The sequence below is a fragment of the Brevibacterium linens ATCC 9172 genome (assembly GCF_900169165.1).
GTDB lineage: Bacteria > Actinomycetota > Actinomycetes > Actinomycetales > Brevibacteriaceae > Brevibacterium > Brevibacterium linens.
In genome coordinates this window covers 93,442-115,311 of sequence record NZ_FXYY01000008.1, presented here as the reverse complement: position 1 = coordinate 115,311, position 21,870 = coordinate 93,442, and the positions used below count along the sequence as shown (strand labels likewise).

At 64.9% G+C, this 21,870-nt stretch carries 18 protein-coding genes; 17 read left to right on the top strand and 1 reads right to left on the bottom strand.

Annotation, left to right across the window (positions count from 1 at the left end):
• The first annotated feature begins 144 nt into the window (after positions 1-144).
• From BLIN9172_RS08510 to BLIN9172_RS08440, 15 genes are all read left to right on the top strand, one after another.
• Entirely contained in the window at positions 145-1,137 is a 993-nt protein-coding gene (locus BLIN9172_RS08510; RefSeq protein ID WP_170286899.1) for a TAXI family TRAP transporter solute-binding subunit, read from the top strand.
• Positions 1,134-3,206, top strand: a complete 2,073-nt coding sequence (locus BLIN9172_RS08505; RefSeq protein ID WP_101554666.1) for a TRAP transporter permease — start codon at positions 1,134-1,136, stop codon at positions 3,204-3,206. Before BLIN9172_RS08510 ends, BLIN9172_RS08505 begins: the two co-directional genes overlap by 4 nt.
• Positions 3,207-3,492: 286 nt before the next feature.
• Positions 3,493-5,325 (top strand): ABC transporter substrate-binding protein, encoded by a 1,833-nt coding sequence (locus BLIN9172_RS08500; protein ID WP_101554665.1) that lies wholly within the window; start codon positions 3,493-3,495, stop codon positions 5,323-5,325.
• A gap of 92 nt (positions 5,326-5,417) precedes the next feature.
• Positions 5,418-6,560 carry an ABC transporter permease gene (locus BLIN9172_RS08495; protein WP_240812071.1) on the top strand — a complete coding sequence of 381 codons (1,143 nt, stop codon included), beginning with the start codon at positions 5,418-5,420 and terminating at the stop codon, positions 6,558-6,560.
• Positions 6,560-7,471 (top strand): ABC transporter permease, encoded by a 912-nt coding sequence (locus tag BLIN9172_RS08490; RefSeq protein ID WP_101554664.1) that lies wholly within the window; start codon positions 6,560-6,562, stop codon positions 7,469-7,471. The genes BLIN9172_RS08495 and BLIN9172_RS08490 overlap by 1 nt, the downstream gene beginning before the upstream one ends.
• Positions 7,471-9,126 carry an ATP-binding cassette domain-containing protein gene (locus tag BLIN9172_RS08485; RefSeq protein ID WP_101554663.1) on the top strand — a complete coding sequence of 552 codons (1,656 nt, stop codon included), beginning with the start codon at positions 7,471-7,473 and terminating at the stop codon, positions 9,124-9,126. Before BLIN9172_RS08490 ends, BLIN9172_RS08485 begins: the two co-directional genes overlap by 1 nt.
• Complete coding sequence (locus tag BLIN9172_RS08480) at positions 9,119-10,186, top strand: S66 peptidase family protein (protein ID WP_101554662.1); 1,068 nt, start codon at positions 9,119-9,121, stop codon at positions 10,184-10,186. The genes BLIN9172_RS08485 and BLIN9172_RS08480 overlap by 8 nt, the downstream gene beginning before the upstream one ends.
• Positions 10,187-10,214: 28 nt before the next feature.
• Positions 10,215-11,015: a serine hydrolase gene (locus BLIN9172_RS08475; protein ID WP_240812072.1), complete on the top strand. Its 801-nt coding sequence runs from the start codon at positions 10,215-10,217 to the stop codon at positions 11,013-11,015.
• A 59-nt stretch (positions 11,016-11,074) separates the two neighbouring features.
• On the top strand, positions 11,075-11,383 hold the full coding sequence (locus BLIN9172_RS08470; protein WP_101554661.1) for a DUF3870 domain-containing protein: 309 nt from the start codon (positions 11,075-11,077) through the stop codon (positions 11,381-11,383).
• 129 nt (positions 11,384-11,512) lie between these two features.
• On the top strand, positions 11,513-12,670 hold the full coding sequence (locus tag BLIN9172_RS08465) for a DUF819 family protein (RefSeq protein ID WP_101554660.1): 1,158 nt from the start codon (positions 11,513-11,515) through the stop codon (positions 12,668-12,670).
• A gap of 217 nt (positions 12,671-12,887) precedes the next feature.
• On the top strand, positions 12,888-14,123 hold the full coding sequence (locus BLIN9172_RS08460; RefSeq protein ID WP_101554659.1) for a dipeptidase: 1,236 nt from the start codon (positions 12,888-12,890) through the stop codon (positions 14,121-14,123).
• The gene (locus BLIN9172_RS08455; protein WP_101554658.1) at positions 14,120-14,821 is read left to right on the top strand and encodes a type 1 glutamine amidotransferase; all 702 of its coding nucleotides are present in this window, start codon (positions 14,120-14,122) and stop codon (positions 14,819-14,821) included. Before BLIN9172_RS08460 ends, BLIN9172_RS08455 begins: the two co-directional genes overlap by 4 nt.
• Before the next feature lie 126 nt (positions 14,822-14,947).
• Positions 14,948-16,381 (top strand): APC family permease, encoded by a 1,434-nt coding sequence (locus tag BLIN9172_RS08450; RefSeq protein WP_240812073.1) that lies wholly within the window; start codon positions 14,948-14,950, stop codon positions 16,379-16,381.
• Positions 16,382-16,448: 67 nt separating this feature from the next.
• Positions 16,449-16,664: a hypothetical protein gene (locus BLIN9172_RS08445; RefSeq protein WP_101554656.1), complete on the top strand. Its 216-nt coding sequence runs from the start codon at positions 16,449-16,451 to the stop codon at positions 16,662-16,664.
• A complete protein-coding gene (locus BLIN9172_RS08440) occupies positions 16,661-17,056 on the top strand; it encodes a universal stress protein (protein ID WP_101554655.1) in 396 nt (131 codons plus the stop codon). Before BLIN9172_RS08445 ends, BLIN9172_RS08440 begins: the two co-directional genes overlap by 4 nt.
• 109 nt (positions 17,057-17,165) lie before the next feature.
• On the opposite strand, the gene BLIN9172_RS08435 is transcribed toward BLIN9172_RS08440, so the two are convergent.
• Positions 17,166-18,104 carry an NAD(P)/FAD-dependent oxidoreductase gene (locus BLIN9172_RS08435; RefSeq protein ID WP_257904164.1) on the bottom strand — a complete coding sequence of 313 codons (939 nt, stop codon included), beginning with the start codon at positions 18,102-18,104 and terminating at the stop codon, positions 17,166-17,168.
• A 308-nt stretch (positions 18,105-18,412) separates the two neighbouring features.
• Here BLIN9172_RS08435 and BLIN9172_RS08430 point away from each other — a divergent pair, with 308 nt between their 5' ends.
• Together BLIN9172_RS08430 and BLIN9172_RS08425 are read left to right on the top strand one after the other, a co-directional pair.
• Positions 18,413-19,072: a helix-turn-helix domain-containing protein gene (locus BLIN9172_RS08430; protein ID WP_240812075.1), complete on the top strand. Its 660-nt coding sequence runs from the start codon at positions 18,413-18,415 to the stop codon at positions 19,070-19,072.
• A 444-nt stretch (positions 19,073-19,516) separates the two neighbouring features.
• Positions 19,517-21,790 carry a DUF222 domain-containing protein gene (locus BLIN9172_RS08425; protein ID WP_101554653.1) on the top strand — a complete coding sequence of 758 codons (2,274 nt, stop codon included), beginning with the start codon at positions 19,517-19,519 and terminating at the stop codon, positions 21,788-21,790.
• Positions 21,791-21,870: the final 80 nt, after the last annotated feature.

Genomic DNA, 21,870 nt, shown 5'->3' with positions numbered 1-21,870 from the left:
GCTCAGGCCAGGCGGCTAACAATTCAGCAAACTTTCATGATTGAGCTGTGCGAGAGTGTATGGTGCCTTTAGTCTCGACAGCAGGCGGCTGAACTCTGAGCAGCTCGCCAAAGTATCTTGACCCCCCGAAGAGGAGATCAGAAGATGAACATCAGACGGATGACAGTTGCGGCAGTCGCCGCCGTGGCGCTGGCGCTGACCGGGTGCGGCTCGGACGGCGGCAGCGGTGGAGGCGGTGGAGGCGGTGAGACCACCGACGACCTCACGCTCGGCACCGGTGGCACATCGGGCACGTACTACCCTCTCGGCGGTGAGCTCGCTTCGATCTTCGAGGACAACGTCGACGGCGTGACAGTCAACTACGTCGAGTCCGGTGCCTCGGCCGAGAACCTCGGCAAGATCTACCAGGGCGAATGGCAGCTCGGCTTCACGCAGAGCGATACGGCCAACACCGCGGTCAACGGCGAGCTCGAAGACCTCGACGGGACGAAGATCGACAACGTCGGCTGGCTGGCCTCGCTCTACCCTGAGGCCGCTCACATCATCGTCCGCGAAGACTCGGGAATCGAATCGGTCGAGGACCTCAAGGGCAAGAAGATCGCGGTCGGCGACGCCGGTTCGGGCACGCGCGCCATCTCAGATGCCATCCTCGACGCCGCGGGCATCGGCGAATCCGACTACACCCCGGAGATCACCGACTTCGGTGCTTCGACCGACATGCTCGCCGACAAGCAGATCGATGCCACGATCTTCGTCGTGGGCACACCCGTGGCCGGACTGACCCAGCTGGCCGCGACGACCGACGTCAAGCTGCTCGGGCTCGACGACGATACGACGAAGACGATCGAAGAGGGATCGGGCGCGGAGTCCTACGACATCCCGGCCGACGCCTATGACTTCCTCGATGAGGACGTCCCGACCGTCTCGGTGTTCGCCTCCTTGGTGGCCTCGACCGATCAGGTCAGTGAGGACACCGCCTACAACCTCACGAAGGCGCTGTTCGAGCACACTGACGAGATCACCCTCGACGTCGGCAAGCTCATCACGAAGGACTCCGCCATGCTGGGCGTCGGCGACGTGCCGCTGCACCCGGGCGCTCAGAAGTACTTCGAAGAAGAGGGCATCGAGCTGCCGTGAGCGAAGATTCGACACCGACCCGGCCGTCCTCCGCGACGGCCGGGCCCGGCGCCGATCAGGTGGCCGCCGGAGAACGCGGATCGGCCGACGTACTCGCAAAGCATGACACCTCCAGCCGCTATCGCAAGGATCTCGGCTGGTGGGTCTGGGTGGTCGGCGGACTGTCCATCGCCTTCACCGTCTACCACCTCTATGCCGCACTCGAACGGCCCTTCAACACGTGGATGCACACATCGCTGCATCTCGCGGGCGCCACCGCGCTCATCTTCTTCCTCTACCCGCCGAGCCGCCGCCTCCTCGATGCGCCGGCGACAGGCAACCGCGTCGCCGACGCGCTGATCGGGCGCGGCAGCCGCATCCCCTGGTACGACGTGCTCCTCGGCTTCGCGGGACTCGGCTGCAACCTCTACGTCTTCGTCGAGTACTCGCGGCTGGTGAGCAACTCCGTCCAGATCCTCGGCTATTCGAACCTCGACTACTTCGTGGCGATCCTCGGCGTCCTGCTCATCCTCGAAGCCACCCGCCGGTGTGTGGGCCTTCCCATCGTCATCATCGGCGGCATCGCCATCCTCTACGGACTCTTCGGCAACTACAGCCCTGTGTTCACGCATTCCGGGATGAGTCTCGAGGACTTCGCGACGACGATGTTCCTGTCGAACGGATCGGGCATCTTCGGCACTCCGATCCAGGTCTCGGCGAACTTCATCTTCCTCTTCCTCTTCTTCGCCGTGATGCTCGTGCACACGAACATCGGACAGTTCTTCAATGACCTGGCCTTCCGTCTCACCGGCCGATTCACCGGCGGTCCCGCTAAAGCCGCGGTTGTGGCCTCCGGTCTCCAGGGCATGGTGTCGGGTTCGTCCGTGGCCAACACCGTCGCCTCGGGGTCGTTCACGATCCCGCTGATGAAGAGGTCGGGCTTCAAGCCCCACTTCGCCGCCGCCACCGAGGCGACCGCCTCGACGGGTGGACAGCTGATGCCTCCGATCATGGGCGCGGCCGCGTTCATCATGGCGCAGAACGTCCCGGACCTCGAATACAACGGACTCATCGTCATCGCGATCATCCCGGCGATCCTCTACTTCCTCGGGGCCTTCCTCTCGATCCACTTCGAGGCGAAGACCGACGGGATCCTCGGGCTGTCCAAGGCGAGCCTGCCTGACGGCAAGGAGCTGCTCAAACGCCTCGACCTCCTGCTGCCGTTGGCCGTCATCATCCTCACCCTCCTGTCGGGGATGTCGCCGATCCGCGCCGCGCTGTTCGGCATCGGCACCGCGTTCTTCCTCAGCTTCCTGCGAAAGTCGACGCGGATGGATCCGCGCGGATTCGTCACGCTGCTCGTCGAGGGCGCCCGCACGGCGCTGCCGGTGATCGCGGCCTGCGCGACGGCGGGCATCGTGGCCGGCACAGTTACGGCGACCGGACTGGGCGGACAGCTCGGCAAGGGACTGGTCGATCTCGCCGGAGGCAACTTCTTCATCGTCCTGGTCATGGTCATGATCGCCTGCATCGTCCTCGGCATGGGCCTGCCGACGACCGCGAACTACGTCGTCACGGCCACTGTCGCCGCACCGATCCTGTACAACAACTTCGATGTGCCGCTCATTGCGGCGCACATGTTCGTGTTCTTCTTCGGGATCCTCGCCGACATCACCCCGCCGGTCTGCCTCGCAGCCTATGCCGGCGCCGGCATCGCCAGGGCCAATCCGATGCGTGCGGGTGTCACCGCCGTGCGGATCGCCATCGCCGGGTTCCTCATCCCCTATGTGTTCATCCTCGAGCCGGCTCTGCTGCTCCAGGGCACGTGGCAGGAGCTCCTGTTGGCGCTCGTGACCGTGATCCTCGGCATGATCGGAGTGTCCTCGGGCCTGGCCGGGTACTTCATGGGTCGCGCCAACATCGTCGAGCGGGTGCTGCTGTTGGCCGCCGGGATCACCCTGATCTACCCGAACATCTGGGTCTCTCTCGTCGGTCTCGTCGTGCTCGTCGCGGTCGCGCTCATTCAGCGGCTGCGGAAGGCCACGACCACCACCGAGATCGCCGCCCAGAGGGCCGCGGCCACGGCCTGATTCCCTCGTCGGTCCGCGAGCCGTGCCGAGTGCACGGCTCGCGGACCGTTGTCATGTGATCCGAGTCGCCTGCGTGGGCCCGGCAGTCGAGTGCGAGCGCGTTCCGATTGTGCGGATCGCACAAGGCGACACGCCAGAAGTTGTGAGCTGGTGCTGCGATTTCACACCCGTTCCGGCATAGAGTGACAGACAACACATCTCGGCGGTCGCAGGCGGGGAACTCATGACCACGGTCCGGCCGCCGCAGGCAGGAGCCGCCTCCGGCGGCCGGAACCGAAGGGGTCCAATGATCACTCAACACTCGCTGCGCCGCACCGTGCGCGTGAGCCTGCGCCGATGCCTGGCCGGCATCGCGGCGCTGGCACTCGCCGGATCGATGGCCGCCTCTCCGGCACCGGCCGCCGCCTCGGAGACTCCCGCCGCTGAGAACGTGCTGCGGATCGCCACCGACGGATTCGTCGACTCCTTCAACCCGTTCACCTCCTTCTACCTCGTGCCGACGAACACCTTCCGGTACATGTATGAGAATCTCGTGGCCAATGACGCCAAGGACGGTTCGGTCACCGAGGGACTCGCCACCGAATGGAACACGGACTCCGAGGGCAAGGTCTGGACCTACACGATCCGCCCGGACATGAAATGGTCCGACGGGGAACCGCTGACCTCGAAAGACGTCGCATGGACCTATAACCAGATGATGGACAACGACGAGATGGCGGTGGCCAACGGCAGCCTCGTCGAGAATTTCGCGAAGGTCGAGGCCCCCGACGATTCCACCGTCAAGATCACCCTGAAGAAGGCGCAGGCGAACAACCCCGGCCAGGAGATCCCCGTCGTGCCGGAACACGTGTGGTCGAAGATCGACAAACCCGGCGAATTCAAGAACGACGAGAAGTCCGTGGGCTCGGGACCCTTCCAGCTCGACAGCTATGAGGCGAACAAGTCGATCACGCTCAAGGCGAACCCGAACTTCTGGCGCGGCAAGCCGAAGCTCGACGAGATCCAATACCGCTACTACACGAACTCCGATGCGCAGGTACAGGCGATCCGCTCCGGCGAGGTCGACTTCATCACCGGCCTCAGCCCGGATCAGTTCACGGCACTGGAGAACGCGGACGACGTCGAACTCAACGACGGCAACGGCCGCCGCTTCAACGGAATCTCCATCAACCCGGGTGTCGCCGACGCCGACGGCAAGGAGTTCGGAACCGGCAATGAGGCGCTTAAGGACAAGAAGGTCCGCCAGGCCATCCGGGCCGGCATCGACACCGAGACCCTGCGCAAACAGGTCATGCAGGACTATGCGCAGCCGGCCACGAGCTTCATTCCCGCCGTCTACCCGGACTGGGCGCTGAGCCCCGACAACCGGGTCGTCAGCGGATTCGACGTCGACCGCGCGAAGACGCTCCTCGACGACGCCGGTTGGAAGGAAGGCTCCGACGGCATCCGCGAAAAGGACGGCGAGAAGCTGCAGCTGCGTTTCCTCACCGATGCCGACGTTCCGACGGAGCAGAGCACCGCGAAGTTCCTGAAGCCGTGGATGAAGGACATCGGCGTCGACCTGAAGAACGAATCGACCGATGCCGATACCGAGTCCGAACGCACCACCAAGGGCGACTACGACATGTACTTCTCGGGCTGGTCGATCAACCCCGATCCCGACTACCAGCTGAGCATCAACACCTGCGGTCAGCGCCCTGACGCCGAAGGCAACGGCGGCACCAGCCAGGACGGCTGGTGCAACAAGGAATTCGACAAGCTCTATCAGGCCCAGCACGTTGAGCTCGACCAGGCCAAGCGTCAGGAACTCGTGCAGAAGGCACTGGCCATCCATTATGAAGAGGCCCCCTCAGTGACGCTGTGGTACCCGAACCAGCTCGAGGCCTACCGCTCCGACCGGTTCGAGAACTTCACCAAACAGCCGTCCGACGGCGGCGCCATCGCCAACCAGGTCGGCTACTGGGGCTACTCCTCGGTCGAACCCGTCAGCGAAGAGGAAACCACCGGCGGCGGAATGGGCGCCGGCGGTTGGATCGGCATCGCGGCCGCAGCCATTGTCGTTCTCGGCGGAGGCGGCTGGCTGCTCAGCCGTCGCAAGAAGTCCGACGACCGCGAATAGTTCCCGCGCCCACAGTCCGGGTGCCACGCCACCCGCGCCATCTGCGGCACCCGGACCCACGGGCCTCTGTCCTCATCACCTGGAGCACCACAGTGAGCACACCCACCCACGATCCCCATTCCGGGGATCGCCCTGACCGAGGAACGGACACGGCGACCCCGGGCACCGACCCCACGAACCCCAGCCCCGCCTCGGCGAAGGGAACTGCCGACACCGCCGAGACGAACCCTGCCGCCGTCGACATGGACGAACCTCCGGCCGGCGGATCCTTCGCCCGCTACTTCCTGCGCAAGCTCGGCGGGGCCGCGACCTCGATGATCCTGGTCATCGTGCTCGGCTTCTTCGCCTTCCGCATGCTGCCCGGCGACCCCGTGCTCAAGATCGCCAAGGAACGGCCGATGTCCCCGGCGCAGATCGCCGAGCTCCGCAGCCAGTACGGACTCGACAAACCCGTCATTGTCCAGTTCTGGGACTACCTCGTCGGCATCGTCACCGGCGATCTCGGCGAGTCCTACGTATACCGGAAATCCGTGTCCTCCCTCATCGGCGAGTACCTCGGCCCGACCCTGCTGCTCACGGGCACCGCGGCCGTCATCGCCATCGCCCTGGGCCTGTGGCTCGGGCAGCTCTCGGCCTGGCGGCGCAATTCCCTGTTCGACAAGCTCGCCTCCTCGACCTCGCTGATCTTCTGGTCCGTGCCGACGTTCTGGCTCGGCCTCATCCTGCTCATGATCTTCGGCGGCACCCTGCAGTGGCTGCCCACCGGCGGCATGATCACCCCGGGGCTCGACCCCTGGTCGCCGGCCGGAATCATCGACGTCATCACGCACCTCATCCTTCCGGTCGTCTCGCTCGTCGCCGTCGTCTATGCACAGTTCCTCATGATCATGCGCGCCTCCCTGCTCGAGGAGATGAGCGAGGACTACCTCACGACGGCCCGCGCAAAAGGCCTCACCGAGGATGAGGTCCGTCGCCGTCACGCCGTGCCCAATGCGCTGCTGCCGACCGTCACCGTCGTCTTCCTCCACATCGGCGGGCTCGTCGCCGGTGCGGTCACCGTCGAAGCCGTGTTCTCATGGCCGGGGCTGGGCAAACTCACCTTCGAAGCCATCCGCGGTCCCGACCTGCCGCTGCTGCAGGGCACCTTCGTCGTGTTCTCGGCGATCATCATCGTGATGAACCTCGCCGCCGATATCGTCTACCGATTCCTCGATCCCCGCGTCAGGAGGGCCTGATGAGTGCGAACACCCCCGCCGTCGACGGCGCGAAGCTCGTGCGCGAACGCCGACTGAACAATGCGAAGAAGAACTGGGCGCTCTTCCGCTCCGACGCCCCGGCTCTCATCGGCGCCGTCGTTCTCCTCTTCTTCATCGTCATCGCGATCGCCGCACCGCTCATCGCACCGGCCTCGATGCTCGACGTCACGCAGCAGCTCGACGTGCCCCGCTACGCCCCGCCGAGCCTCGACCATCCCCTGGGCACCGATGACTTGGGTCGGGAGATGTGGGTGCGCATCCTCTGGGGAGCGCGCGTGTCGATCCTCGTCGGTGTCGCCGCGACCGTGATGTCGATGCTCATCGGCACCATCATGGGCCTGGCCGCCGGTCACTTCTCGGGACTGTTCGGCGGCTTCATCATGCGCATCGTCGACTTCTTCATCGTCCTGCCGTCCCTGCTCTTGGCGATCGTCCTGTCCTCCGTGCTGGAACGCGGAGTCTTCACGATCGTCGTCGCCATCGGACTGACCTCATGGGCGTCGACGGCACGGATCGTGCGGTCGCAGACCTTGAGCGTCGAATCCCGGCTCTACATCGAACGCGCGCGCATCCTCGGTGCCGGTCATTCCCATATCCTGTTCCGGCACCTGCTGCCGGCGGTGATGCCGCTCGTGCTCGCGAACACGACACTGACCGTCGGAGGAGCGATCATCGCCGAGTCGACGCTGTCATTCCTCGGCCTCGGCGATACGTCCAAAGAATCGTGGGGCACGATCCTGAAGAACTCGATGGACGTGTCCGCGGCGACCTCCGGCTACTGGTGGTACGTGCTCACCCCGGGTGTGGCGATCCTGCTCGTCGTGCTCGCGTTCACGATGGTCGGGCGCGCATTCGAGGCCATCATCAACCCCGCCCTGAGGAGCCGCTGATGACCGATCTTCATTTCGAGAACGTTTCGATCACCTACCGCTCCTCATCCGACCGCGGCGATGTCGTCGCCGTGAAAGACGTCAGTCTCGACCTGCCCGCCGGTGCCACTCTGGGCATCGCGGGGGAGTCGGGGTCGGGGAAGTCGACCCTGATCATGTCGGCTCTGCGCCTGCTGCCGAAGTCGGCGCGCCTCGACGGGCGGGTCCTTCTCGGCGGGCAGGACATCCGGGAGCTGAGCTTCGGTCAGATCCGCGCGGTCCGGTGGGCACAGGCCTCGATCGTCTTCCAGGGCGCTCTGCACTCGCTCAACCCCGTCCGCGAGGTGGGAAGCCAGATCATCGAAGCCCTCGAACATCACTCGAAGGGCACATGGACGACCCCGCAGAAGCGCCGGGACCGGATGTTCGAACTCCTCGCCGAGGTCAATATCGAGGCGGCCAAGTCGACTGCGTATCCGCACGAGCTCTCCGGCGGGCAGAAACAGCGCATCATGATCGCCATGGCGCTCGCCTGTGAACCCGATATCATCATCGCCGACGAGCCGACGACTGCTCTCGACGTCATCGTGCAGAAGCAGATCCTGTCCGGTCTGGCTCGTCTCGTCGCCGAGCGCGGAATCTCCCTGCTGATGATCAGCCACGACCTCGCCGTGCTCTCCGCCGTGTGCGCGAATCTCGCGATCATGCGCCACGGCCGCCTCGTCGAATACGGGCCCAGCGACGACGTCTGCCTGTCCCCGCAGGAGGATTACACGCAGCAGCTCGCCGGTGCGTTTCCGCAGATCGGGGACCCCGAATCCCGGTTGAATCCCCGGACGCGGAGGCCCGCCGAGGTGGCCCGGGCCGAACCGTTCACCAAGACGGATGAGGTGGTGCTCGAGGCAAAGGACCTCAGCGTCTCCTTCGACACCCGGCGGGGCCGCGAACGAGCGGTGCGCGGGGTGGATCTGCAGCTGAAGAAGGCGGAGATCCTCGCCGTCGTCGGCCAGTCCGGTTCGGGGAAGACGACTCTGGCGCGGTCGCTGCTCGGGCTGCAGGAGGTGGAGGCAGGTTCGCAGCTGTTCTTCGCCGGCAAGCCGCTGCCGCGGAAGGCGAAGGAGCTGCGGGCCTTCCGGCGGCAGGTGCAGATGATTCTGCAGGACCCGGCCGGATCGCTCAACCCCAAGCGCAGCGTGTATGAAGCCGTGGTCGAAGGCCTGAAGGTGCAGGGAATCAAAGACCGTGAGTACGAGCGGGTCGTCGGTGCCCTCGCAGCCGCCGAACTCACCCCGGCCGAGGACTATCTCGAATCGATTCCGCAGGAGCTCTCCGGCGGACAGCGGCAGCGCGTCGTCATCGCAGGTGCCCTGGCTCTCGACCCGCAGGTGCTCATCGCCGATGAGCCCGTGGCGTCGTTGGATGCGTCCGTGCGCGGGGAGATCCTGTCGTTGTTCCTCGCGCTGAAGAAGAACCTCGGCATGAGCGCGCTCATCATCACCCATGATCTCGGCCTGGCCTGGAACATTGCGGACACGGTGGCCGTGATGAAACGAGGGGAGATCGTCGAATACGGTGAGGTCGAGAAGGTGCTGTCCGATCCGCAGCACGAATACACGCAGGAACTGCTCGCAGCGGTTCCCCGACTGGGGAGTCAGAGTCTGGTGAGGAATGAGTAATTCGGAGTTCGTTGAGGCCGGTCGTGCCGATGCACTCGGGTCTGTCGGCGCGGGGGAGCCGAGCCCCTATCTCGATTCTGCACCGCTGGCGCCCGGTGACAACGTTCGCCTCATCGCGCCGTCGGGACCCACCGACGAGGAGTCGCTGCAGCGAGCCATCGCCCAGCTCGAATCCTGGGGGCTGCGCGTTGTGCCCGGTGAGCACATCCGCGCCCGCCACCCGCGGGTGAAGTATCTGGCCGGCACGGACGCCGAGCGCCGGGCCGACCTCGTCGACGCCTGGTGCGATCCGGACACGGATGCGGTCATCGCGTTGCGCGGAGGCTTCGGGGCCATGCGCCTGCTCGACGGCATCGACTTCGACCTCATGCGCAGGCATATGCTGCGCCGCGACGGCCGGCCCAAGCTGCTCACCGGCTCCTCGGACATCACCGCACTCCACCAGGCCTGGGACCATCACCTCGGTGTCGCGACCCTGTTCTGCCCGATGGTCGGCAACGACCCGTTCAAGAACTCGACGGTCGTCCCCGACGAGGTGGCCTCGTGGCTGGTTCATCCCTGGGGCGGCCGCGAACTCGGCTTCCCCGCAGAAGACGCAGCACTCCCGCTCAGCCGGGCACAGACGTTGGTCCCGGGGTCGACGAAGGGCCGCCTCGGCGGGGGAAATCTCAGTCTCATCGCCGCTGGAATGGGCAGTCCCGAGCTCATCGACGTGCGGGAACGACGCGAGCGGCGGGGCCCGAGCATCCTCATGCTCGAAGACGTCGACGAAGAGCTGTACCGGCTCGACAATCTCATGGTGCAGCTGGTCCGCGGCGGGTGGTTCACCTCGGCGGATGCGGTCGTGCTCGGCTCGTGGCAGGACTGCGCGCCCGTCCACGAGGTGGAGGCGCTGATGATCGACTACCTCGGCGGTCTGGGAATACCCATTGTGTCGGAGATGGGCTTCGGCCACGATCCCGATGCGCCGAGTGCCCCACTCGGCGTCGACGTCACGCTCGAGGCGGAGCCCGGGGAGCGGCCGCGGCTGTGGGTGGATCGCGCGGCTGGGCAGGCATGAACGAAACCAGACGGATAGGAGCATGATGATGAGCGATTTTAAATTCGATGGACTGCCCGGGGTGCGCTTCAGCGCTCTGGCCTTCGACGTCGACAGCGGGGAACGGGTGTTCGCCCACAATGAGAACGACGAACTCGACACGGCCAGCATGGGCAAGGTCTTCCTGCTCCACACCGCCTTGCAGATGTCTGTGGACGGGACCCTTGACCTCGAGGAGCGACTGCATCGACGACCGTCGGAGAGGGTCGACGAATCCGGGATCTGGTACCTCATGGAGCAGGACGAGCTGAGCATCTTCGACGTCGCTCTGCTCATCGGGGCGTTCAGCGACAACTTCGCCACGAACGTGCTCATCCGTCGGGTCGGGCTGGCGAATGTCGCTGATCAGGTGGTCAGGCTCGGGTACCGGAACTCGGGTCTGCACGACTTCCTGCGCTGGCCGCGTCCGGCCAAGGCACCGCGGACCCTGTCGACGGGAACAGCCGCGGAGCTCAGCGATTTCATGGCCAGGCACGCCAAGGAGGAGTTCTGGGACGAGTCGACGAACGAGGTCTTCCGGCGCTGGTTGGGAGCCGGCGCGGACACCTCGATGGTCGCCTCGGCGTTCGATCTGGACCCGCTCGCTCACTACAACTACCAGCGGGATGTGTGGGTGTGGAACAAGACCGGCACGAACGGGACGATCCGAGCAGATGCCGGGATCGTGATGACGCCTACGCGTCGCGTCGCCTATGCGGTGTTCGCGAACTGGGAACCGGGCACCGACCGCGTCGTCGACGTCATGCCGATCATGCGGCAGGCCGGAGACGCGATCCACCGGTTCCTCTGAATGTCGATCGATTCGCAAGCACCCTCTGCACGGACGGCCGTGGGGTAGTCTGGTGGGCGATGTCCGATACGATCTACCTCACAGGCGAAGCGAAGGCTCCGTCGAACAACCCGATCACCAACCAGTTCGGTCTGTTCTACGTGGCGTTCGAGATCCAGCCGGACACCCACCGAATCCTCGATGTGGACTGCACGGCGACGTTGGCTCTGACCCGGAACTTCATTCGGAGCCTGTTCGTCGATGCCGACATCACGGACCCCGGTCGACTGATCGAGCGCATCCAGCGCCGCTACCACGGATCCTCGCAGAAGGCGCTGATCACAGCAGTGAACAACGCCGCGAAGAAGTTCCGCGAGGTCACCGCTTAGGCAGCACGTTCGACCACCCCGATTGCCCGGCCCCTCACCGGACCGGATCCGATCGACAACTGCACATTGCTCCACCCCGGAGGCATGCCCCGCACCGGGATGGACGTTTTCAATGAGGAAGTGTCGTTAGTGATCACGGACGGTTTTCTATTCATCAGCCTGCTTCTGGCTATCTCCGCTGTACTCGTCGTCGCGGATCGGAGCGGGCGCTTCAAGCTCTTCAAGTATGTGCCCGGCTTCGTCATCCTCTACATCGTGGCGGCGCTGCTCAACACCTTCGGCGTATTCGACCACGACGGCGGAGACATCACCGCGGTCGGTGACACCCTGCGCGAGGTGATGCTGCCCGCGATGATCCTGCTCATGCTGTTCAAGTGCGATATCCGGCAGATCATCAAGCTCGGGCCCAAGCTGCTGCTCACCTTCGCGGTGACCGCGGCGAGCATCATCTCAGGCTTCATCATCAGCTTCCTCATCCTGCACTCCAGCCTCGACCCGGAGGCGTGGAAGGCCCTCGGCGCCCTCAACGCCTCCTGGACGGGTGGTTCGGCGAACATGGTCGCGGTGCAGGAGGTCCTCCAGGCGCCCGAGAACGTGTTCGGCTACGTCCTCATCGTCGACACGGTGCTCTACTCCTTCTGGCTGCTGCTCGTCTTCTCCTCCGTCACGGTCTCCGACAAGTTCGACACGTGGACGAGGGCTGATATGTCGAAGCTCGACTTCACCGACAGAATCGCCGCCGAGGAGGAGAAGCCGATGACGCTGCCATCGATCTTCGGACTCATCGGGTTCGCACTTCTGGCCTCGGCCCTGGCGATCCGCCTCGGCGAACTGCTGCCCGAGGTCGGAGCGGTCATCGACGGCACCGCGTGGACGATCCTCATCGTCAGCGTCCTTGGTCTGGCCATCGGATCGACTCGGTTCGGCAAGACCGCCGGATCCAATGAGCTCGCGACGATCCTGCTCTACCTCATCATCGGCATCATCGCCTCCGGTTCGGACTTCACTTCCCTGGCCGAAGCGCCGCTCTACCTGGTGGCGGGAATCATCGTCCTTGTCGTTCACATCGCCATCATGCTCGTCTACGCGAAGCTCACCCGCACCGAGCTCTTCAGCATCGCCGTGGCCAGCACCGCGAACATCGGCGGAATCGCCTCGGCACCAGTCGTCGCGGGCGCATTCAACCGACAGCTCGTCCCCGTCGGCGTGCTGTTCGCGCTCATGGGCACGTTCCTGGGCACGTTCCTCGGCCTGTGGTCGGCCCAGATCCTGTCCGGGCTGGCATGATGAACGGATCGAACCCACCTCGCCGAGGCGGCCGACCTCCCCACCGTGGGCGTGCCGCTCCAGACACGCACCGTGTATGCCGTGTCCGGTCCGACCGTCTCGACGGCCCTGACAGTTTGCACGTGCCCGCCGCGGCAGCTCGCATCCGCCCGCTCCGGCGGCCTGCATCCGTCCACCCCCGCACCGACCCAATCCGCCCGATCGGAAGGACCCGACCATGACTGCACCTAGCACTGAATCGGCGCTCGCCACCGAATCCGCACCCAACGCCGAATCGGCAGCAGCAGCATCCGCCCCTGCCGTCGACGTCTTCGACGGCCACAACGACCTCGCCTGGTACCTGCGCGAGGAACGCGACTACAGCGTCGAGGGGCTCAATGACCCGGCCGTCTCGCCGTTCACCACGATGGACCAGCTGGCGGCCGGACACGTGGCTGCGCAGTACTGGTCCGTCTACGTCCATTCCTCGATCACCGGTCCTGATGCCGTCAAGGCCACATGGGAGCAGATCGACGCGGTCCAGCGCGTCGTCACCGCCTACCCCGAACGACTCGCCTTCGCCCGCACTGCCGCCGATGTCCGTGCCGCCCGCACCGCCGGCAAGGTCGCCTCCCTCATGGGAGTCGAGGGCGGTCAGCAGATCGACGAGTCCCTGGCCGTGCTGCGGTCCTTCGCCCGCGCCGGGGCCCGCTATATGACTCTGACCTGGTCGACCACTCATTCCTGGGCAGACTCGGCCACGGACGAACCGGTCCATGGAGGCTTGAGCGCCTTCGGCCGTGAGGTCGTCGCGGAGATGAACCGGATCGGCATGATCCTCGACCTCTCCCACGTCGCGCCCACCGTCATGCACCAGTCGCTGGACCAGAGCACCCTGCCGGTGCTCTTCACCCACTCCTGCGCGTTCGGGCTCAACCCGCACCCGCGCAACATCCCCGACGACGTCCTCGACCGCGTGCCCGGCAACGGGGGAGTGGCGATGATGACCTTCGTGCCGTCGTTCGTCTCGAACGCTCGCCGCGAATGGGGCGACGCCGGAGAGCAGGGAACCGCCCCCGAGGTGACCGTGGCCCAGGTCGCCGACCACTGCGATTACGTACGCGAGCGGATCGGCATCGACCACATCGGACTCGGCGGTGACATCTGCGGAGTCGATGAGCTGCCGACCGGACTCGGGGACGCTGGCCAGTACCCGACCCTGTTCGCTGAGCTCGCTTCGCGCGGATGGTCGCAGTCCGACCTGCGCAAGATCGGCTTCGACAATGCGATGCGCGTCCTCGACGCGCACGAGGACGCGTACACGGCATTCCTCGGCTATGCAGACGACGCACCGTCCGTGGCCGCCGACCCGGCCGCCTCGGCGGGGGACGGCGGCGTCGGCAGCGGCGGTCATGCAGACCACGCCGCTTCCGCAGGCAACGGCCCGGCCGCCTCGGCGGGTGCGGAATCATGACGCGGCTGCTCGTCATCGTCAATGACATCGAATCCCAACCGGGGCTGCTGACACGGTGGATGATCAGCGAGAACGTCGAGTTCGATCTGCGCATCGGCGGGGTCTCCACCCTGCCCGGGCCCGCCGCTCTCGACGCCTATGACGGGCTCATCATGCTCGGCGGCGGGTACATGCCGGACGAGACGGACCGTGCGCCGTGGTTGGCCGATGAGGCCGCACTCGTCCGCCGTGCGCTGGAGGTAGACCTGCCGCAGTTCGGGATCTGCCTCGGCGGGCAGCTCATCGCGCACGTCATCGGGGGTGATGTGCGTGCTCGGACCGGGGCGCCGGAGAAGGGATACACGCGGATCGACACCACCGCCGACGCGGCCGCGGACCCGGTGTTCTCTGCGATCCGGCCACGGACGTCGTTCGTCGAAAGCCATGTCGATCGGATCGTGGCACTCCCCGAGGAGGCGACCCTGCTGGCGACGAGCGCAGCGTGTGAATTCCAGGCGTTCCGAGTGGGCCGGGCGTGGGGGACACAGTTCCATCCGGAGTCGACGCGGGCGAACATCGAGCGCTGGGACGCGGAGAAACTGCAGACATTGGGGTTCGATAAAGATACCCTGTTGGAAGAAGCGATGGAGCTCGGGCCCGAGAGCGAACGTGACTCGCAGGCTCTGTTCTCGGCGTTTCTCGCAGTGGTCCGAGGCTGAAGGATGTGCCTGAGGGCCTCGTCTCAGGCATAATCGGCGAGGCTCTGACCACAGTCAGGGCTGCCAGGTATGCGGGACAGCCGCCGTATCGGACGGGACAGGCGCCGCATCGGACACGGAGGAATCGTGAGCGACAACGAACTCACGACGACGATCGACCCCGGTGACGGCCACCAGCCCGAGACTCTCAAGCGAGTCATGGGGCCGAAGCTGCTGCTTCTGTTCATCGTCGGTGACATTCTCGGAACCGGCGTCTATGCTCTGACCGGCAAGGTGGCAGGGCAGGTCGGCGGTGCCGGTTGGGCACCGGTGATCCTCGCCTTCTTCATCGCGCTGATCACCGCGTTCTCCTATATGGAGCTCGTGACGAAGTACCCGCAGGCCGCGGGTGCCGCGCTGTACACGCACAAGGCGTTCGGGGTCCACTTCGTGACGTTCCTCGTCGCCTTCGCCGTGCTCAGCTCCGGAATCACCTCGGCGTCGACGGCGTCGAACGTCTTCGCCGCGAACCTCGTGGCCGGCTTCGGTTGGGACGTCTCCGGCACAGGGGTGATGTGGATCGCGCTGGCGTTCCTCACCCTCATCGCGCTGATCAACCTCCGCGGAGTCGGGGAGAGCGTCTGGTTCAACGTCGTCCTCACTCTCATCGAGCTGAGCGGTCTGCTGCTGGTCATCGTCGTCGGGTTCTTCGCCCTCGGGGCGGGCGATGCCGATTTCTCACGCGTGATGATCTTCGAGACCGAAGGCGACAAGAGCGTCTTCCTCGCGGTCACCGGCGCCACTGCGCTCGCCTTCTTCTCCATGGTCGGCTTCGAGGATTCGGTGAACATGGTCGAGGAGACGAAGGACCCGCGGATCTTCCCGAAGATCATGCTCTCGGGTCTGACGATCACCGGCATCATCTACGTTCTCGTCTCCCTCGTCACCGTCGCGGCCGTGCCCATCGGCGTGCTCGCCGAGAGCGAGACACCGCTTCTCGAGGTCGTCCGCGAAGGCGCTCCAGGTCTGCCGATCGATACGATCTTCCCGTTCATGACGATGTTCGCCGTCGCGAATTCGGCGCTGATCAATATGCTCATGGCCAGCCGTCTGCTCTACGGTATGGCCAAGCAGAACGTGCTCCCTCCCGTGTTCGCGAAGGTACTGGCCGGACGCCGGTCACCGTGGGTGTTGATCATCTTCACGACGCTGATCGGCTTCGCGCTCATCTTCTTCGTGACCTCGATCCTGCCCGAGACGGTGACCGCGTCCCTGGGCGGAACCACCTCGCTGCTGCTGTTGGCCGTGTTCGCCGTCGTCAACGTTGCGGTGCTCATCCTGCGCAAGGACAAGTCCGGCAATGCCGAGCACTTCACAGCGCCGACGGTTCTGCCGTGGATCGGTGTCATCAGCTGCGTGTTCCTCGTCGGTCCGTGGGTCCGTCTCGATGAGCTCATCCAGTATCAGATCGCAGCGGCGCTCGTCGGCATCGGTGTCGTCCTGTGGGCTGTGACCTGGTTCTGGAACCGTTCGACGAAGGGCACGAGCACCCGATTCCGCAATCCCGAAGAGCTGACGTGACCTCATCCTCTCGCCGAGGCGGTGCCGTCCCTCCCGGGAACGGTGCCGTTCTTCCCTGGGAACGGCGGTGCCGTTCTTCGCCGAGGCGGTGCGTTCTCTCGCCGAGGCGGTGCGTTCTCTCGCCGAGGCGGCCCCGCCGTCTCGCGTGGACGTGCACCGCAGCTCCGGTGCGCTCGGGATCACCCACCGAACCATGTCCGTACCGCTCGATATGCTTGAACGGCGGGTTCCCGACCTGCGCACTCGGATCTGTACAGCTCAATCCAATGAAGGTGAAAAATGACAGTACTCGTCGGTTATGTCAACAATCCCGCCGGACACGCTGCTCTCGATGCCGGCATCGCGCAGGCGAAGAAGGACGGGAAGGAGCTCGTCGTCGTCAACGCGTCACGATCGGCTCAGCGCAACGACTCCTACCGCCTCGGCGAAGGGGAACTCAGGTCTGTCAATGACTACCTGACCCGGGCGGACGTCGAGTTTCGCGTGCTGACGTCGGGCAGCGAATACGACCCCGCCGAGCAGATCCTCGACACCGCCACCGAGGTGGGGGCCGAGCTGATCGTGCTCGGAACCCGGAAGCGCACCCCGGTTGGAAAGTTCCTGCTCGGGTCGACTATTCAGAAGGTCATTCTCGACGCAACAGCTCCGGTGCTGTGCGTCAAAGCCGCGCACTGAGGGCTCGACGGCAACGGCCGCTGCGTGCTTCACTCAGCGGCAGCGGCTGTTGCGTACGTGCCTCAGCGGCAGCGGCAGCGGCAGCGGCTCCGGCTCTTGCGTACGTGGCTCAGCCGAGCCGCTCCATGATCAGGTCGGCGTTGATATGGGCGCCGGCAAGCACGCCGCTGGCGGTGCTGGCCACGACCATCGCTGACACGTCGGCGCTGTTGCCGACCGCCCAGACGCCGGGCACGTCGGTCTGTCCGGCCATCTGCGTGGGAATATAGGTGCCCATCCCGCTCGGGTGGGCAACGACGTCGCCGCCGAGCTGGGAGAACAGCTCGGCGTTCGCCCGCGCATAGGCACCGACGGCCAGCGCGTCGAAGGTGCGAGCGCTTGCGCCGTCCGCGGATTCGTCGGCCGTCAGCGAAACGACGGTGTCGGAGTCGGTGCGGGCCACCTCGGTGACGGTGGAATCGATGTACTCGATGCCGAGCGTCTCGAGCATTGCCGCTTGCTCGGAATCGGGAGCGGGAGCGGCGTGTCGGATGAAGCTGACATGGTCGCTGAGCTGGGAGAACAACATCGCCTGGTGGTACGACATGGCCGTCGTGCCGATGACTCCGATGCGCTGCCCGCGCACTTCGTAGCCGTGGCAGTAGGGGCAGTGCAGGACGGTGTCGCCCCACCCCTCGGCCAGACCCGGGATGTCCGGAAGTTCGTCACTGAGACCGGTCGCGATGATGATGCGGCGGGCCCTGACATCGACCCCCGCCGAGGTGGTCAGTTCGAATCGATGCCGCGGAGCCTCCTCGGCGAGGTTGGGGTCCGAATCGATCGTGCGCGCTTGCTGCACAGTCGCATCGATGAAAGCGACGCCGTATTCCGCGGCCTCGGCGCGGCCTTTCGCCACGAGATCCTGGGGCCTGATGCCTTCGTGGCCGAGGACGTTGTGTGCGTGCGGGCTCGGCGAATTGCGCAGTTGGCCGGCATCGATGACGACGACGGATCGCAGCGAACGAGCCAAGGCGATGGATGCGGCGAGGCCTCCTGCGCCACCGCCGATGATGGCAACATCGACGCTGGTCTGCGCGGATTCGGCGGATGAAGCGAAGGTCTCGGATGAGGAAGTGCGTGACCCCTCTGGTGCGGAAGGTTGTGACCCTGCTGAGGCGGAAGGCCGTGAGCTCTCGGGATGGATGGGGCAGTCATGATTCTCCTGTGTGCGGATGAGCGGTCGGAACGTGGGCGGTGCTTCTGTGGGGTGCCGGTGCTGGACCGGTGGGATCCTCGGCGTCGATTCGAGTGTGCTCCTTGTGCGTGCGAATCCGCAAATACATTTGCAGAAACAGCAAATTCTGTCATGCTGAGGGCATGGAAGATTCAAGGGAGTCGGCGCAGAGCGCTGCCCATTCGACGGATCGAATGTCGGGGATGCTTGCTGACGGAGCCACCCCGGTCGAGGCGCAGGAAGCCATCAGGCAGTCGTTGGCCGGCGTCGGCGCCCGGCTGCGGAGTCTGCGACAGGAGCAGAACCGCACCCTCGATGAGGTGGCCGAGCTGGCCGGAATGTCGACGAGTACGCTGTCGCGGCTGGAATCCGGGAAGCGCAAGCCGAGCTTGGAGCTGCTGCTGCCGCTGGCCGGGGTCTACGGCCTCCCGCTCGATGAACTTGTGGGAACCCCGCCGATCGGGGATCCGCGCATACATATCTCGCCGCGGAAGTTCCATGACCAGACCATCCTGCCGCTCAGTCGCGGAGCGATCGGTGTGCAGGCCTTCAAGCACATCGTCGACGGGCGGCAGACGCCGAAGCTCGGTGCGTTGAAAACCCACCCGGGATTCGAATGGGTGTATGTGATCCGCGGTCGGCTCACTCTCATCCTCGGTGATCGGACGATGATCCTCAGCGCAGGTGAGGCCGCCGAATTCGATACTCGGACTCCGCATTGGTTCGGGGGAGCCGACGACGATGGCGTCGAATATCTCAGTCTCTTCGGCCCCGAGGGGCAACGGGTTCACATGAAGAGCTGACTGGGGCTGCGAGCCGGAGCGGGCGTTCGCAGCTGCGGTGGGGCAGTGGTTGTGCGCGCTTGAGTGCGGCGGGATGCGAATTCTTCCTGCGCGACTGTGGTGGGGCGCTGGTCCTGCGCGCTCGCGTACGGCGGGGTGCTGGCTCTGCGCGCTTGCGTACGGCGGGGTGCTGGCTCTGCGCGCTCACGTCAGTGGCGAGAAGTAGTCTTGGTCCACTTCGTCGGCACGAACTACGAGAGGCTTCTCGTCTGACCGTCGCCGGCGATCATGGTCAACCATCGCGCTCCGGGCGCAATCTCGATCTGACCAGCAGAAATCGTACACAATAGAACGAAAAGAAAATTGACTCAATAAAATCGCACAAAACTATGGACTCTGTTCGATTGACGAATTAGAATAAGGGCAAGCCGAAGGCATCAACGATGATGAACGGACACAGAGAAAATGGCTCTCATCCCCGACCGAAGGTACGACGAGCACAGCGACCGCGATGCAGGAAAGGCTTCGCAGGCACCACCACCCCCTCAAGGTTCACCGCCCAGTGGCCTCCCTCCAACTGCAGCTGGCTCTTCTGTCCGGTCTGCCGACAGCGGCTCCTCCAGGTCGACCTATCGGGAGCTGCTCGCTGAGGCCGGATTCGATCTGACCGGTCATCCGCTTGCCGACAGGTTCGACGGGATCGCCGACAACCTGGCCGACTGCGAGGACGGTGCCGAAGTGGGCACGGCCGACGACGGCGTCGCGGCCGTCGAGGGAGTCGCAGCTGTCCAAGGTGGCAGCGAACCGGCCGCTGTTGAGGCCGATGCAGAGGTTCTTCCTCTCCCGGGCGGCGATATCCGCGCCGGTCAGGGGCTCTGGACGAGTCGGACGACGATGCCGGAGACCGAGGCAGAAGTTCAGGAATGTATCAAAGAGATCGAAGCACGCCAAAGCGCGTGGATGAAGGCGAAGCGCGAGGAACGCGAGGCGCAGAAAGCTGCGGAGCGTGAGGAATTCCTGCGGAAGAACCCGCAGGCTCGTGCAGAGGACGAAGAGCTCGCACGGGAAAGAGCGGAGTGGAACGCCCGTGTTGAACGGTACGAGGCGAAGAAGCGAGCGCAAGAAGAAGCTGAACGTATCGCTGAGGCGGAACGCACTGAGCGACACAAGGCTCTCGCCGAACGCTATGACTCCGAAGCTGACGCGCATCCCCTGCTCGACGAATTTCGCTGGTCAGACCTGAAGCACGCAGCCCCAGAAGTCACGGAAAGCATCTGCGCTCTGCAGAGCCTGCTCGATGGACTGCACGACTTCACCCGCCCCATGGGGCCGGATGACGCGGTGACTCTTCTCGACGGTCTTGAGACCTTGAACCGTCTGACAGAATCCCTGTCGATCGTGACGCTCTCCGTGTTCGATCGTGTCGGCACGCCCCGCGACTACGGCGCGAAGACGACGAAGGCGCTGGTCCAACATCGCCTGAACCTGTCCGCACACGAGGCCCACCGCCGCACTCAGCTCGCTGAGTGCCTGGGGAAGCGGACCAGCATCAGCGGGGAATCGATCGAAGCGCAGTTTCCGATTCTCGCGGCGGCCCTCCGTGAAGGAGTGCTCTCGGCAAACCAGGCGTCGACCATCTCCAAATGCTTGAAGAACCTGCCGGTGAACGTGTCCGAAGACGACAAGATCAAGGCTGAAAGTCTGCTTGTCGAAAAGGCTCAGACTGTTCGCGTCTGCGATATCCATACACTCTTCGAAGAGATTCTGGGCTGGATCGATCCCGATGGTCAGGAACCGAAGGAAGCAGCGGACCGGGACAGTTTCGCTGTCAACCTGCGCCAAGCGAAGGACGGAACGTGGACCCTCAAAGGTCGCCTCGACGAGGAGACCGGAGGGATCCTCAACGGACTGCTGACCTCACGCATCAAGACTGACTCACCGTCAGATGAAGAAGGCTGTGACGATACGGCAGTCGGCGGGGCCGATCGTGACAGAGAAATCGTGGACACCTTCTCGGAAGTCCTACGCGGCGACCGCTCGGACTGTCTCGACCCCTCCCTCGACTTCGATCCTCCGCAGGTCGGCGAGAATGGAGAGATCCCGCAGGGAGCCGGTGTGAAACAGGACGGCACTCTGGTGGCCATGGCCGCTGAACAGCCGAGTGTGCGCCGTCGCATCTACGAGCGCTTCTCCAGCGTGATCGGCAGCATCGAGATGAATCGCATCAAAGCCGGAGCGGCCTACGCGCTGGTCGTCACAGCCAAGGCTGAAGACGTGGCGAACCAGACCGGCAAAGCCGTGACCGGGGTAGAAGCGCCGTTCCCGATCGACGCCGCGGTTCTGGAAGGGCTGAACGGTTCGGTCTTCTTCCACCTCATGGGCGAGAAAGCGAAATCGATGGCACTGGCGACAGAACGACGCTTGGCCACCGAGAAGCAGCTGGCGATCCTCGCCAGTCGCGACCAGGGATGCACATTCCCCGGGTGCGACACTCCTCCCGGCTGGTGCGAAGCGCACCATATCGTCCCGTGGGCGGAGAACGGAAAGACCGACGTCAACAACCTCACCTTGGCCTGCGGCGCGCACCACCACCTGCTTGATTACACCGATTGGGACTGCAGAATGCTCATCGACGGTCGGCCCGCATGGGTGCCACCAGCGACCATCGACCCAGCACAAGAGCCGGTGCTGCATGCACGGTTCATCGCGCGGGAAATCGGAGAGACTCTCTTCGGCTGACCGTCAGGCAGGCCGACTTCGGCTGGCCGCCGGGTCGGTGGGGAACGGATGGCCCCACTGCGGCTGACCACCGGGCCGGC